This window comes from Uliginosibacterium sangjuense (assembly GCF_059132465.1).
In genome coordinates this window covers 3309815-3324052 of record NZ_CP101132.1, presented here as the reverse complement: position 1 = coordinate 3324052, position 14238 = coordinate 3309815, and the positions used below count along the sequence as shown (strand labels likewise).

General features: G+C 69.4%; 7 protein-coding genes. 4 read left to right on the top strand and 3 right to left on the bottom strand.

Going from position 1 to position 14238, the window contains the following annotated elements; translation table 11 throughout:
- Window positions 1-24: 24 nt before the first annotated feature.
- Both NMB43_RS15095 and glnE read right to left on the bottom strand, forming a co-directional pair.
- Window positions 25-2154 carry an EAL domain-containing protein gene (locus NMB43_RS15095; RefSeq protein ID WP_494348988.1) on the bottom strand — a complete coding sequence of 710 codons (2130 nt, stop codon included), beginning with the start codon at window positions 2152-2154 and terminating at the stop codon, window positions 25-27.
- Window positions 2155-2264: 110 nt separating this feature from the next.
- Complete coding sequence (gene glnE, locus NMB43_RS15090) at window positions 2265-4952, bottom strand: bifunctional [glutamate--ammonia ligase]-adenylyl-L-tyrosine phosphorylase/[glutamate--ammonia-ligase] adenylyltransferase (RefSeq protein WP_494348987.1); 2688 nt, start codon at window positions 4950-4952, stop codon at window positions 2265-2267.
- Window positions 4953-5066: 114 nt separating this feature from the next.
- Between glnE and NMB43_RS15085 the strand changes: the two genes are divergently transcribed.
- The 3 genes from NMB43_RS15085 to tldD all read left to right on the top strand — a co-directional run bounded on the left by NMB43_RS15085 (window position 5067) and on the right by tldD (window position 11409).
- Window positions 5067-9029, top strand: coding sequence for a YhdP family protein (locus NMB43_RS15085; protein WP_494348986.1), 3963 nt, complete (start codon window positions 5067-5069; stop codon window positions 9027-9029).
- Window positions 9026-9844, top strand: a complete 819-nt coding sequence (locus NMB43_RS15080) for a carbon-nitrogen hydrolase family protein (protein ID WP_494348985.1) — start codon at window positions 9026-9028, stop codon at window positions 9842-9844. The genes NMB43_RS15085 and NMB43_RS15080 overlap by 4 nt, the downstream gene beginning before the upstream one ends.
- A 104-nt stretch (window positions 9845-9948) precedes the next feature.
- Window positions 9949-11409: a metalloprotease TldD gene (gene tldD / locus NMB43_RS15075; RefSeq protein WP_494348984.1), complete on the top strand. Its 1461-nt coding sequence runs from the start codon at window positions 9949-9951 to the stop codon at window positions 11407-11409.
- Window positions 11410-11486: 77 nt separating this feature from the next.
- On the opposite strand, the gene NMB43_RS15070 is transcribed toward tldD, so the two are convergent.
- Window positions 11487-13283 carry a TolC family outer membrane protein gene (locus NMB43_RS15070; RefSeq protein ID WP_494348983.1) on the bottom strand — a complete coding sequence of 599 codons (1797 nt, stop codon included), beginning with the start codon at window positions 13281-13283 and terminating at the stop codon, window positions 11487-11489.
- Window positions 13284-13480: 197 nt separating this feature from the next.
- Between NMB43_RS15070 and NMB43_RS15065 the strand changes: the two genes are divergently transcribed.
- A complete protein-coding gene (locus NMB43_RS15065; protein ID WP_494348982.1) occupies window positions 13481-14167 on the top strand; it encodes a transglutaminase-like cysteine peptidase in 687 nt (228 codons plus the stop codon).
- Window positions 14168-14238: the final 71 nt, after the last annotated feature.

The following is a 14238-nucleotide window of genomic DNA, read 5'->3' as shown; positions in this document are numbered from 1 at the left end:
CGTGCTGGATTGACCCGTGGCTGACTAGGGCACGCTCGGCGTGAGCGGCGCATCCGGTGCCTGGGAGACGGGGCCGTTGCCCAGGTGCTGCAGGATGAAGGCCTGGCAGGCGGCCGGCGGCAGCGGAGGGCTGAACAGGTAACCCTGGAACTCGTGGCAGCCGAGCTCATGCAGGATCTTCAACTGGGCCGGTCGCTCGACGTACTCGGCCACCAACTGCATGTCGCGGCTGCGGCACAGCAGGGCGACGTAGGCGACGATGTCCTGGCATACCGGGTTGTGGTCGGCCTCGCGCGTGAGGGAGCCGTCAAGCTTGATGGTGTCGATGCGGAAGCGGCGCATGTAGAGCAGCGAGCTGTAGCCCATGCCGAAGTCGTCCATGGCGAGGCGCACGCCCAACTCGTTGAGGGCGTGCATGCTGGCCTCGGATTGCGGGTCGTTGCCTACGTGGCGCGTCTCGGTTATCTCCAGCTCAACGGAGGTGGCGGCCAACTGATGGCGCCGCAATACCTCGCGTACGTGGGGCAACAGGCGCGGGTCGGCCAGTTGCAGTGGCGACAGGTTGATCGACAGGCCCAGGTGGTGCAAGCCGGCGGCGTGCCATTCGGCGAGCTGGCGGCAGGCCTGCTCGATGACCCAGTTGCCTAGCTCGCCGATGCGTCCCGCGTCTTCCGCCAGGCCGATGGTGGCGGTGGGTGGAATGTCGCCATAGACCGGGTGGTGCCAGCGCAACAGGGCTTCCACGCTGCGTACCGTGCCGCGCGCATCGACGCGTGGCTGATAGACCAGATGGATTGCACCGCTGGCGAGATCGCGCGAGAGGTCGCCCAGGATGTTGCGGGCCAGCCGGCCGATGTTGTCCTGGCGCGGGGTGATCGGCTGTGGCGCGTGGCGCAGCAGGTCCTGCAGTTCGCCCAGGCTTCTTTGCGTCGCGGCCTGGTTGGCGGCTTGGCGGCGCTGCTCCGCGAGCCGCAGGAAAGGCAGGTAGACCACGATGGCGAAGCCGAGGTTGGTGACTTGCAGCAGCACGCCACGCCAGGAGTTGGTGGCCAGCCAGGCGTTGATCAGCATGGGCGTGGTCCAGTCAACCGGCTGGCTGGTCGGCGGGACCAGGCCCGTGTGGATGGCGAACCAGGCGTTGAACGTGAGCAGCAGGGGCAGACCCACGAAGGGCACCAGGAACAGCGGGTTGAGCACGAGGGGCAGGCCGAAGACCAGTGGCTCGTTGATGTTGAGCAGGCTGGCCGGAGCCGACAGCCAGCCGACCTTGCGCATGTTGTGGTGACGTCCATGCACCAGCAGGGCGATCAAGAGGCCGGCGGTCGCGCCGCTGCCGCCCAGGAAGACATAGGTGTCGAAGAAGGTCTTGGTGATGATGTGCTGCGGCGTGTCGCCGAAGCTGGCTGCCAGTGCGTTGTCGGCGGCGGCCGGGACGAAGAGCTGGGTGTTGACCGCCTCCAGGATGTTGTTGCCGTGGGCGCCGACGAACCACAGGATCTGCGAGATCAGGTCGAACAGCAGCGCGCGCCCCAGTTCGCTGTCGACGCTATGGAACAGGCCGACCAGCAGTTCGCTGGTCCAGTCGCGCGGCAGGCTGCGGTTCAGCAGCGTGCCCAGCAGGCCGAAGCAGGCGACCGTGAGCAGCGCCGGCAGTACGCTGCCCAGCATGCCTGGCAGCAGCGGGTCGGCTTCGCCGTCCAGGCGGACGTGCAGGCGTTCGATGCGGCACAGGCGCAGGAACATCTCGGCCGCGACCAGACTGCACAGCGCGGCCGACAAGACGCTCTGCGCGCCGAGCGAGGCTTCGTTCAGGCCCGCACCAGGCTTGAAGTTCACGAGCAGGTAGCACACCAGCGCGACACCGGCCGTGGCCAGCGTGGGAGCGGCATGGGGGCGGCGGGCATCGAGTGCGGCCAGGCTGTAGCTGGTGGTCAGTACGAGGAAGAAACTGAGCATGCCCAGGCTGGCGGCGAGCACGGCGTTGAGCAGGACGAGCCAGGTGCCGTCCGATGCCGTTTGCATGCCTGCCTGGAAGGCCGGGATGGGCAGATGGCGCAGGAACAGCGTGACGCCGCCCACCAGCGTGAGCGGCAGCAACAACAGGAATCCTCGCCGCAGGGCAGTGAGCCAGCGGAATTCGCCGAGCAGGGTCATGACGATCAGTCAGGCGCGCAATCTGTCGGCATCCTACATGCTGTTTTCATGTCGCCGGAAATGCGGCCGCCGGATGGTAGGGCGACTGCGGGGGATGCGCGGTCGCCGGCCTAGGCGCGTGGACCGAACACCACCTGCCACAGCGCGTTCACTGCGTCGCGCTGGGCTTGCAGGCCTGCGTCGTCGACCCGGCTCTTGTGCTGGTTCAGGCGCAGCGCGTGCTGGGCGCGGCGCAACTCGCGGTAGGCGTCGGCCGCCGCGTGGGCGAGATCGGCCGGGATCAGGCCGACATTGGCGGCCAGCTTGAGCAGCGCGATGTTGCCGATGTTGCCGCACAGCTCCGGCCACTGGTGGGCGTGCGCCAGCACCAGGTACTGCACGATGAACTCGACGTCGATGAGGCCGCCGGTATCGTGCTTGAGCTCGAAGCCGGCGCCCTTGTTGGCGAAGGAGTCGGCCATCTTGCGCCGCATCGCCAGCACCTCGTCGTGCAGCTTGGGGACGTCGCGCGGTTCGCTGAGCAGCTCGTGGCGCAGGCGCTCGAACTTCCGGCCCACCTCCGGGTTGCCGGCGCAGAAGCGGGCCCGCGTCAGGGCCTGGTGCTCCCACACCCAGGCGCTCTCGCGCTGGTATTTCTCGAAGGCTTCCAGCGAGATCACGATCAGTCCCGAGTCGCCGTTGGGGCGCAGGCGCATGTCGGTCTCGAACAGGTGGCCGGCCGGGGTGTGGCTGTCCAGCCAGGTGCTGATGCGCTGACCCAGGCGGGCGTAGATCGGCTGGCAGTCGGGGTCGGGGTCGTCGTGCACGAACACCAGGTCGAGGTCCGAGGCATAGCCCAGCTCCTTGCCGCCCAGCTTGCCGTAGCCGAGGATGGCGAAGCGGTGCTGCTCGGCGTGGCGCTTGCCGAGCTTCTGCCAGCACTGGCGCAGGGTTTCTTCCAGCACGATGTCGGCCAGGGCGGAGAGGCAGTCCGACAAGGTCTCCACGCTCAGCAGGCCGGCCAGGTCGCGGGTCAGCAGGCGGAACACGCGGGTGTGGTGGAACTCGCGCATCACGTCCATCTGGCGCTCGGTGTCCTCGCCCAGCGCGTCCATCTGGGCGCGCAGCTCGCCCGCCGCCTGCGCGGCCAGTTCGGCCAGCACCAGGCTGTCCGGCTTGCTGCGGCTGTCGAGCAGTTCATCCAGCAGCAGCGGGTGGCGCGTGAGGTAGGCGGCGGCCCAGCTCGACGCCGAGATCAGCTCCACCACGCGCGCCAGGGCCTGCGGGTATTGCTGCAGCAGGGCGAGGTAGGCGGCGCGGCGACAGATCGCCTCCAGCAGGTCGATGCTGCGCGTGAGCGTCTCGTCCGGATTCGGGCGGGCGGCGGCCAGTTCCAGCACGCGCGGCATGAGGGCGTCGAGGCGCGCGCGCGACTCCTCGCCCAGGCTGCGCAAGCGCGCGCCGCTGCGGAAGGCCTGGAGGCGCTGACTGCTGGCCTCGGCCTCCCGGAAGCCGAGTTGGGCGAGGCATTGGTGGGCGCTCTCGATCTCGCCGGCGCTGTTCCACATCGGGGTGAGCTTGTGCTGCTCGGCGGCCGGGTCGGAGAAGACCTCGTCGAAGTGGCGGCTGACCACGCGGCGGTGTGCCTCCAGCGCGGCCTGGAGCGCCTCGAAATGGGTGCAGCCCATGGCCTGGGCGAGCTTGGCGCGCTCCGTTTCGCTGGCCGGGATCATGTGCGTCTGCGCGTCTTCCAGGTACTGGATGCGGTGCTCCAGGCGGCGCAGGAAGTCATAGGCCGCGCCCAGCTCGGCCACCGTGTCGTCGGGCAGGATGCCGGACTGGGACAGCTTGTCGAGCACGCGCAGGGTGGGGCGGATCTGCAGGCTGGCGTCGCGCCCGCCGCGGATGAGCTGGAATACCTGGGCGATGAACTCGATCTCGCGGATACCGCCGGGGCCCAGCTTGATGTTGTCGGCGCGGTCGTGGCGCGCCACTTCCTGGCGGATCTGCGCATGCAGGCCGCGCATCGCGTTGATGGCGCCGAAGTCCAGGTATTTGCGGAAGATGAAGGGGCGCGCGATGTTCTTCAGCTCGGCATGCTGGCTGCCCGTCAGCGGGCGTGCCTTGATCCAGGCGTAGCGCTCCCATTCGCGCCCCTGGCTGATGAAGTAGTTTTCCAGCATCTCGAAATTGGCCACCAGCGGGCCGGAGTCGCCATTGGGGCGCAGCCGCATGTCGACGCGGAACACGAAGCCCTCGGCGGTCTGTTCGGCGAGCAGGCCGATCAACTGGCGGCCCAGGCGGGTGTGGAAGTCGAAGTTGCTGAGCGGGCGCGCGCCGTCGGTCTCCCCGTCCTCCGGGTAGGCGTAGATGAGGTCGATGTCGGACGAGACGTTCAGCTCGCCGCCGCCCAGCTTGCCCATGCCGATCACGATCAGCGGCTGCACCTCGCCCGCCGCGTTGCGCGGCAGGCCGTGGCGCTCGGCCAACTGGGCGGTGAGCGCGTCGACGCCGGTCTCGATGGCCACCTCGGCCAGCACGGTCATCGCGCTCATCACCTCGTGCAAGGGCGCCAGGCCGGCCAGGTCGCGCACCATTGCGTGGGCGTACACATAGGCCCGCAACTGGCGCAGGCGCGCGCCCAGGGTGTCGGCGGTGAGCGGCGTCTCGGCCAGGAAGGCCAGCATGTCCTCGCGCGTGAGCGGCCGTTCGAGCACCTCGCCCAGGCGCGGTGCCAGCCAGGCGCGCGCGGTGAGCTGACGCGTCAGGTAGTGGCTGTGGGTGGCGGCAGCGGCGATCAGCGCGTCATGCGATTTCATGGCGGGGGCGGGGCGGTTGCAGATGCTTGCATTTTGCCGTTGAACGGGCGCCGGCGGCGCATGTCCATCGGGTAAAATCCGCCCCAACTTTTCGCCGCACCCCGCGGCCCGCCGATGTCCAACCCCCTTCCCCCGTCCGCCAAGCCCAAGCATGCCGCCGCCCACGCGCACTGGCCGTGGTGGCGTCGCATGCTCGCGCTTGTCGCATTCGCGCTGTTCGCGGTGCCGCAGGCGGTGTGGCGCGGGCTGATCGTCGCCTATTTCGTGCTGGCCACGGTGTTCCTGCTGCTGGCCAACGTGGTGGCGCCGCGGGTCTCGGCCTACAAGGATGACATCGCGGCCGCGCTGGGCCAGCGCCTCGGCCAGCAGGTCCAGATCGCCAGCCTGGAGGCGGAATGGCGCGGTCTGCGCCCACGCCTGCACATGCAGGGTTTCCGGGTCGTCGATGCGGACGGGCGCCTGGTGCTGGAACTCCCCGAGGTGCATGCCGCCATCGCCTGGTCTTCCCTGCTGCGGGGCGAGGCGCACCTTTACCGTGTCGAGTTGATCCGTCCCGATCTGGCCCTGCGGCGTGACCGCGAGGGGCGTCTGTTCGTGGCCGGTCTGGAGATCAAGAGGGGCGATGGGGGCCCCGGTCCAGCCGACCTGCTGTTGGCACAGCGCGAGATCGTGATCGAGGACGCCCGCCTGAGCTGGCTCGATGAGCAGCGCGGCGCACCCCGCCTGAGCCTGGACCAGCTCTCGCTGCGCCTGCTCAACCGTGGCGAGCGCCACAGCTTCGCCCTGCTGGCGAGCCCGCCGCCGGACATGGCTGACCGCCTGGACCTGCGCGGCGACCTACGCGGCGACAGCCTGGCGAAGCTGGCCGAATGGCGCGGCAGCCTGTTCCTGAACGCCGAACGCTTCGACCTGGCGGCCTGGCAGCAATGGGTGGACTACCCGGTGGACCTGCCCGGTGGGCGCGGCGGGCTGACCGCCTGGCTCAACTTTGAAGGTCCGCGGGTGGCCAGCCTGACCGCTGATTTTGCGCTGCGCGAGCTGCATCTGCGCCTGGGTCAGGATTTGCCGGTGCTGGACATGGCCGAGGCCAGCGGCCGCCTGCGTTTTGCGGCGCGCGAGGGCGAGCTGTCAGTGGCGGCCGAACGCCTGCGCCTGCGCACCGCCGAGGGGCTCAACGTGGCACCCGGCAACTTCAGCCTGCGCCACGTCGCGGCGCGTGAGGGCAAGGAGGCCCGCGGGGAGCTGCAGGCCGAGCGCATCGAACTGGCGCCGCTGGCCCAGCTTGCCGCCGGCCTGCCCCTGCCCGATGCGCTGCGAAACGAGCTGGCCCTGCGCGCACCGCAGGGGCGGATCAGCCTGCTCAAGGCCAAGTGGGAGGGCGAGGTGGGCGCCCCTCAGCGCTACAGCTTCGACTCCGCGTTCGAGCACCTGGGCCTGCATCCGGTCGGTTCGGCCCCTGGTTTCCACGGCCTGTCCGGCACCGCCAGCGGGGATGAGCGCGCGGGGCGCTTCCGTCTCGGCGTGAGCAAGGGGGGCCTGCTGCTGCCCACGATCATGCCGGTGCCCGAGCTGCACCTGGACGAGGCCCGGGTGGAGGGCAACTGGACGCGCGTGGCCGCAACGGGTGACGCGCCGGCGCCGCTGGAGGTCCGGCTGAGCCGTGCCAGCGCGCGCAATGCCGACGTGACGGTGGAAGGCAGTGGTCTGTGGCGCGGTCGGCCGGGCGAGGCCGGCTACCTGGAGGTGGAGGCGCGCGCGCACTCTGGCGTGGGGCGCGAGGCCTGGAAGTACGTTCCGAATCATGTCGTCGGTTTGTCGCCCTGGCTGCGCCAGCACTTGCTCGACGGCGTGGGCGAGCGCGCCACCGTGCGCCTGGCCGGCGACCTGCACAAGTTTCCTTTCATTGAGCCGGGCAGCGGCGAGTTCCGTGTCGATGTCGAGGTGCGCGATGCGCGGCTGGACTTCGCCCAGGGCTGGCCCGGCTTCGCCGGCGTGCGTGCCCACCTGCTGTTCGAGCGTGAGCTGATGCGCATCACCGCGCGCGAGGGACGCTACGGCGCGGTGCGCCTGCGTGGCGCCACGGTCGAGATTCCCAATCTGATGGAGGCCGGCAAGCAGGTCATGACGGTCAAGGGGCAGGCCGCCGGCCCGCTGCCGGATTTCCAGAACTACGTGCAGGCCAGCGAGCTGCGCAGCAGCATCGGCCCCTTCATCCGCCGTCTCGATGCGCAGGGTGCGGGCGAACTGGACCTGCGCCTGGACCTGCCGCTGCACGACATCCACCACAGCAAGGTCAAGGGCAGCTTCCGCTTCGAGCAGGCCCGCCTGCGCCTGGTGCCGGGCCTGCCGTGGATGAACGAGGCGGCGGCCACGGTCGGCTTTACCGAGCGCGATTTCAGCCTCGGCGAGGCCAGCGCGCTGTTCCTGGGCGCCCGTGTGCGGGCCACGGGCAGCACGGAAGCCGACGGCAGCCAGCGTTTCGTCGCCGAGGGGGTGCTGCCGGTGCGCGGCCTCAACGAGCTGGTGGCCAGCCCGGCCTGGCAGGCGCTGGAGGGCAGCGCGCCAGTGCGTGCGACCATCCGCGTGTTGCCGAACGGGGTGGATGTGGCGGTGGACAGCAGTCTGCAGGGCGTGCGTTCGACCCTGCCCGTACCCTTGGCCAAGCCGGCCGCGGGCAGCAACCGGGCGCTCAGTTTCCAGTGGCAGTCGCGCTTTCCCCTGGTCGATAGTGCAGACAGTCTGCAGGACTGGCGGGTGCGCCTGGACGGCGGCCTCGAAGCGCACTGGCAGGAACAGTGCAGTGGCGAGCGCTGCGGCTTCGTGCGCGGGGCGCTGGGGGTGGGTGAGGCGGCCTCTTTGCCGGCACGCGGCTGGCGCTTTGGCGGCCGCTTCGCCCAGCTCGATCTGGATGCCTGGATCGCCGCCTTGCATGACGCGGTGCCGGCCGCCAGTGGTGGCGAGTCCGTGGTGATGGAGCTGGCACTGCAGGCGGACGAGGTGCTGGGCCTGGGCTACCGCTTCCGCCAGGTCGGCTTGCGCGGCACGGGGCAGGCTGCAGGCTGGACCTTGCACCTGGACGGGCCCGACATCGCGGGCGAGCTGCGCTACGCCGGCGCGGGCAAGGGGCAGGTATTCGCCCGCCTGGCGCGCCTGACGCTGAGCAGTGCGCATCCCGAAGAGGCCGCGCCGGCCCAGTCCGAGCCGTCCGCCACTCCGCCCGAGGAGCCGGCCGAGCTGCCTGCGCTGGACGTGATGGCCGAGGACTTCCGCCCGCAGGGGCTCACCATGGGCAAGCTGGAGCTGCAAGCCGTCAACAACGGGCGCGACTGGCTGCTCACCCGCATCGACATCGCCAATCCCGACTTCCATATCGAGGGCAGCGGCGAATGGTTGCGTCCGGCCGGGCGACGCTCGGCGACGCGCTTCAAGCTGGCCCTCGCCGCCACCCATGCCGGCGCCACCCTGGGCCGACTGGGGCACCCGAATGCCTTGCTCAATGGCAGTGGCTCGCTCAAGGGCGAGATCGGCTGGAACGGCTCGCCGACCAGCCTCGACTACCCCAGCCTGGGCGGGCGCCTGCGCCTGGAAGTGGATGCTGCCCAGTTCGCCAAGATCGAGACCGGGCTCGGCCGCCTGCTCGGCGTGCTCAGCCTGCAGGCCCTGCCGCGCCGCCTGACCCTGGACTTCCGCGACATCTTCAGCGAGGGCTTCGCCTTCGACTCCCTGCGCGCCGACCTCGACCTCTCGCAAGGCGTCATGAGCACGCAGAACCTCGAAATCCGCGGCCCGGCGGCCAAGGTGTACATGCGTGGCAGCACCGACGTGGCGCGCGAGACGCACCGCCTCAACATCGCCGTGCAGCCCTCGCTGTCCGAGGCCATCGCGGTCGGTACTGCAGTCACCGTGATCAACCCGATCGCCGGCGTGGCGACCTATCTGGCGCAGAAGGTGTTGCGCGACCCGGTCGAGAAACTGTTCAGCTTCGAGTACAGCGTCACCGGCCCCTGGGCCGACCCGCGCATCGAGAAGCTGGCCAACCCCTTGCTGCCCAGCCCACCCATCGGAGGCAAGAAATGAGTCCTGACACCCCGAAGGTCCGCGTCGCTGCCCTGCAGATGATCAGCGGCCCCGACGTGGCCGCCAACCTGCGCGAAGCCGACGCGCTGCTCGCCGAGGCGGCCGCGCGCGGCGCCCAACTGGCCGTACTGCCCGAGTACTTCTGCCTCATCGCGCCCGATGAGACGGCCAAGGTGCGCCTGCGCGAGCGGGAGGGCGAGGGGCCCTTGCAGGACTTCCTGGCCGACGCGGCGCGGCGCCATGGCCTGTGGCTGGCCGGCGGCACCGTGCCCCTGCTGGCGCAGGACGACGGCAAGGTCCGCAACACGACCTTGCTCTATCGCCCGGATGGCAGCCGTGCGGCGCGCTACGACAAGATTCACCTGTTCGGCTTCCAGACCGAGCGCGAGTCCTACAACGAGGGGCGCACCATCGAGGCCGGGAGCGAGGTCGTCGTGGTCGACACGCCGGCCGGGCGCACCGGTCTCGCGGTGTGCTACGACCTGCGCTTCCCGGAGCTGTTCCGGCGCATGGGCGAGATCGACCTGCTGCTGCTGCCGGCTGCCTTCACCGCCACCACCGGCGCGGCGCACTGGGAGGTGCTGCTGCGCGCGCGCGCCATCGAGAACCAGTGCTATGTGCTGGCCAGCGCACAGGGCGGCACCCACCCGCACGGTCGCCAGACCTTCGGCCACAGCATGCTGATCGACCCCTGGGGCACGGTGCTGGACAGCCTCCCGCTGGGACCCGGCGTGGTGGTGGGCGAGATCGACCCGGCGCGCATCGCGGCGGTCCGTGCTAGCCTGCCAGCTCTCGCCCACCGTCGTTTCACCTGAGGCCCCGAGAACATGGTCCAGGCCCTTGGCCAGGACCGCTTCGCTTCATTTTTCAGGGCCGCTGAGCCTTGTCAGAGTGGGGCGAAATCATTGAAGAGAACACCATGAATGCACCCCTGAGCCCCGCCCAAGCTGCTTTCCACACCGCCAGCGACACCCTGCTGACGCCCTACGACCTGAGCCCCGCCAAGCTGTCGAAAGTGCTGGGCGAGATCATGTCGCACCAGGTCGACTATGCCGACCTCTACTTCCAGTACCAGCGCGCCGAGGGTTGGAGCCTGGAGGAGGGCATCGTCAAGTCCGGCAGCTTCAACATCGAGCAAGGCGTGGGCGTGCGTGCAGTGGCGGGTGAGAAGACCGCTTTCGCCTACTCCGACGACATCAGTCTGGCCGCACTGACGCAGACGGCGCGCGCCACGCGTGCCATCGCCTCCGCTGGCGAGACGCGTCGCGTGAAGGTCGGTGCGCCGACGCATGCCGCGCCGCTGTACGCCGGGCTGGACCCGATCGGCTCGCTGCCCGACACTGAGAAAGTGCGCCTGCTGGAGCGCCTGGAGGCGCATGCGCGGGCGCTGGACCCGCGCATCGTGCAGGTCATGGCCTACCTCGCGGCCACTTGGGAGGTGGTGATGGTGGCGCGCTCCGATGGGCACATGGCCGCCGACGTGCGCCCGCTGGTGCGCCTGTCGATCAGCGTGGTGATGGAAGACAAGGGCCGCCGCGAGCAGGGTTCGGCTGGCGGCGGTGGCCGCACCGGCTACGCCTACTTCAGCGACGAATTGCTCAAGGAGTACGCTCGCCGCGCGGTGCATCAGGCGACCGTGAACCTGCAGGCGCGCCCGGCGCCGGCCGGCAGCATGACGGTGGTATTGGGCAGCGGCTGGCCCGGCATCCTGCTGCACGAAGCAATCGGCCACGGACTGGAGGGCGACTTCAACCGCAAGGGCAGCTCGGCCTTCGCCGGCCTGATCGGCAAGCGTGTAGCCGCGCCCGGCGTGACTGTGGTGGATGACGGCACCCTGCCGGATCGTCGCGGCTCCTTGACGGTGGATGACGAAGGCAACCCGACCCAGCGCACCACGCTGATCGAGGACGGCATTCTGGTCGGCTACATGCAGGACATGACCAACGCCCGCCTCATGGGCGTGGCCCCGACCGGCAACGGCCGGCGCGAATCCTTCGCCCACCTGCCGCTGCCGCGCATGACCAACACCATCATGCTGGGCGGCGACAAGACGCACGAGGAGATCATCGCCTCGGTGAAGAAGGGTATCTACGCCGCCAACTTCGGCGGCGGCCAGGTCGACATCACCAGCGGCAAGTTCGTGTTCTCGGCCGCCGAGGCCTACGTGATCGAGAACGGCAAGCTGGGCCATCCGGTCAAGGGCGCCACCATCATCGGCAACGGCCCGGACGCGCTGACCCGCGTGGCGATGATCGGCAACAACATGGAGCTGGACTCCGGCGTCGGCACCTGCGGCAAGGAAGGCCAGAGCGTGCCGGTGGGCGTCGGCCAGCCGACCCTGCGCATCGACGGCCTGACGGTGGGCGGTACCGGCGGCTGAAGCCGTGCCCCCGCGGGCAGCGAACCATGAAAAAGGGCGCCCACGGGCGCCCTTTTTTCTGTAGGCCTCTGCGAGCCTCAGTTGGTGCTGGATTTCTTCGGCGCGATCTCGCGGATGATCCGCCAGTCCTTGCCTTCGCGCTTGAGCACCAGCTTCTTGGCCACGTCATCGGCATAGTCGCTGGAGCGGTACTGTTGCTCGAACATCACTTCGCAACTATCGGGCGAGAGCTGGCGCACCTGCAGGCGGTCCAGGGTGACGCTGATCTGTGGTTTGTTGAGGCGTTCGGCGCGGAAGCGCTTCCAGTCTTCCTTGTCGGCGCGGGTGATCGGCTCGAAATCGGCCGAGTAGTAGCCCAGGTACTTGCCGAGGTCGCGTGCAGACCAGGCGGCTGCCCAGTCGTGGGCCGCGAACTCGCATTGCGCGGGGACCGTGGCGGGCGCGGCCGGCGGTGTCGGCGCGGGCAGCGGCAGCGGGCGCGGCGGCCGGCTGGCCATGGCGCCGGCAAGGTCCAGGGGCTCGGCCGTGGCCATGGTGGTGTTGCAGCTTGCCGCGTTGTCGTTCTCTTCGCGGCCACCGGCGGGCTCGTCGATGCTCTCGCCGCGATTGGGGGCCAGGCCCAGCGCGGAGAGCAGGCGGTGCGTCGCGGCCAGCACGCGGAACTCGGCGAGGCGCAGGTCGAACTCGGCGCGGACCAGCGAGGAGCGCGCGTCGAACAGCTCGTTCTCGGTATCCAGCACGTCCAGCAGCGAGCGCTGGCCGATGTCGAACTGCTGGCGGTAGGCGTCGCGCGCCTTCTCGGTCGACAGCGCGTGCTGTTCCAGGTGCTCCAGTTGGGCGCGCAGCTTGCGCACGTCGTTCCAGGCGATGGCCGTGGTCTGGCGGATGTCGCGGCAGGTTTTGTCGCGCGTCTCCACCGCCGCATCATACTGCGCCAGGGCCGAACGGATGCGCGCCTGGTCGCTGCCGCCGCGGAACAGGTTGTAGTTCAGCACCAGTTGCGCGGCGGAGTCGGAGTACTGGCCGGGCAGACCGCTGCGGCGCTGCTCCACGTCCTTGTAGGCGCGGAACTCCACGGTCGGGTAGTTGGCCGCGCGACGCACGTCAGTCTGCGCGCGGGCCGAGCGCAGGTTGGCCACGGCGGCCTGGAATTGCGGGTTGGCCTGGATCGCGGCGAGCACCACGTCGCGCTCGACCGGCAGCTTGCTCGACAGGTTGGGCGTCTCCACCACCGCCGGCGGTGCCTCGCCGACCACGCGCTCGTAGCGGGCGCTGACGTCGTACTGGTTGCTGGTCGAGGTGAGCCAGTTGGTCTGGGCCAGGGCGAGACGGCCGGCTGCCTGCTCCAGGTCGACGCGACGGCCGACACCGGCCTTCACGCGCTGCTCGATCTGGTCGTAAATTTCCTTGTGCACCGCCCAATTGTCTTGAGCCAGGGCGGTGAGCTGCCGATAACGCTGTACATCGACGTAGGCGCGCGCGGTTTCCAGCGCGATGTCGTCGGTGCCGGCCAGCAACTCGTAGTAGCGCATGGTCTTGGCGTAGCCCAGGCGACGGATCTCGCTGGTGCTGCCGAAACCGTCGAACAGCAACTGGCGCAGTTGCAGGCTGACGGCGGAGTGATTGAAGTAGAGGGCCTGGGCCGGTTCCTGGCGCAGGCGTTCGCGGCCATAAGAGGCTTCGAGGTCGACGCGCGGCAGCAGGGCGCCCCGCGCGGCGTCCTCGTCGAAGCCCGAGGAAAGGAAGGTATGAAGTCGAGCACGTACGTCGGGGCTGCGCGCCAGCGCGCGTTCCGTCACCTCGCCCAGGCTTGCCCCCTGCACGGTGAACGGCAGCATGGCGAGCATGACCGCGACATGAATGGACTTCAGCATTTAGAGTGGCTCCCTTGCCGCGACCGATCCGTCCGTGTGCTTCGGTGGAACAGGCGGCACATGAGGAATGTGCTTGAAATTGCCGCGGATTGTAGCCGTCACATGAACGCAATGTCCCGCAAGGGTGCTTCATTTTGTGTCCGCACCATGCTGATTGCGACAAACATCACACTGAACCCGCTTCCTGCATGCAGCGCGTGAGCGCGGTCATCCCTTCGCATCTGGTGCGCCACTTCGGGCTGCGGCTGGCCGGCCTGTTGCTGCTCGTGTGCAGCCTGCTGGCCACGGCGCATGACGTGGAACGCCTGACGCGCAGCATCACCCAGCGCTTCGGCCCGGAGGGCGCGCGCAGCCTGCAGGATTGGCGCAGCACCCTGGGAGAGGCGGCGAAGCTGCCGGAGACCGAGCGCCTTCGGCGGGTCAATGATTTCTTTAACCGGCGCATCCGCTTCGGCGAGGACCCGGACATCTGGCAGGCCACCGACTACTGGGCCACGCCGCTGGAGACCCTGGGGCGCGCCGCGGGCGACTGCGAGGATTTCGCGCTCGCCAAGTACTTCAGCCTGGTCGAGATCGGCGTGCCGGCCGAGCGCCTGCGGCTCATCTACGTGCGGGCGCGCATCGGTGGGCCCAGCAGCAGCATCACGCAGGCGCACATGGTGCTGGGCTGGTACGCCAGCCCCGATGCGGAACCGCTGGTGCTGGACAACCTGCTGGGCGAGATCCGCCCGGCCTCGCGGCGGCCGGACCTGGCGCCGGTGTTCAGCTTCAACAGCCAGGGGGTGTGGATGGCCGGGGCGGATCGTCCGGCCTCGCCGGTGGATCGCCTGTCGCGCTGGAACGAGCTGATCTTGCGCATGCGTGCGGAGGGCTTCACACCATGACCATTTGCGGGCGGGAGGGCTTGTGATGCAATGTCAGGCGTGGGGGAGACAGGCTGCGGGGCAGGCCGGAT

Excerpts from the sequence above, each read along its gene's own strand:
- tldD (WP_494348984.1), top strand. The coding sequence starts at position 9,949 with ATGAATGCACCCCTGAGCCCCGCCCAAGCTGCTTTCCACACCGCCAGC.
- NMB43_RS15095 (WP_494348988.1), bottom strand. The coding sequence starts at position 2,154 with ATGACCCTGCTCGGCGAATTCCGCTGGCTCACTGCCCTGCGGCGAGGA.
- NMB43_RS15085 (WP_494348986.1), top strand. The coding sequence starts at position 5,067 with ATGTCCAACCCCCTTCCCCCGTCCGCCAAGCCCAAGCATGCCGCCGCC.
- glnE (WP_494348987.1), bottom strand. The coding sequence starts at position 4,952 with ATGAAATCGCATGACGCGCTGATCGCCGCTGCCGCCACCCACAGCCAC.
- NMB43_RS15070 (WP_494348983.1), bottom strand. The coding sequence starts at position 13,283 with ATGCTGAAGTCCATTCATGTCGCGGTCATGCTCGCCATGCTGCCGTTC.
- NMB43_RS15080 (WP_494348985.1), top strand. The coding sequence starts at position 9,026 with ATGAGTCCTGACACCCCGAAGGTCCGCGTCGCTGCCCTGCAGATGATC.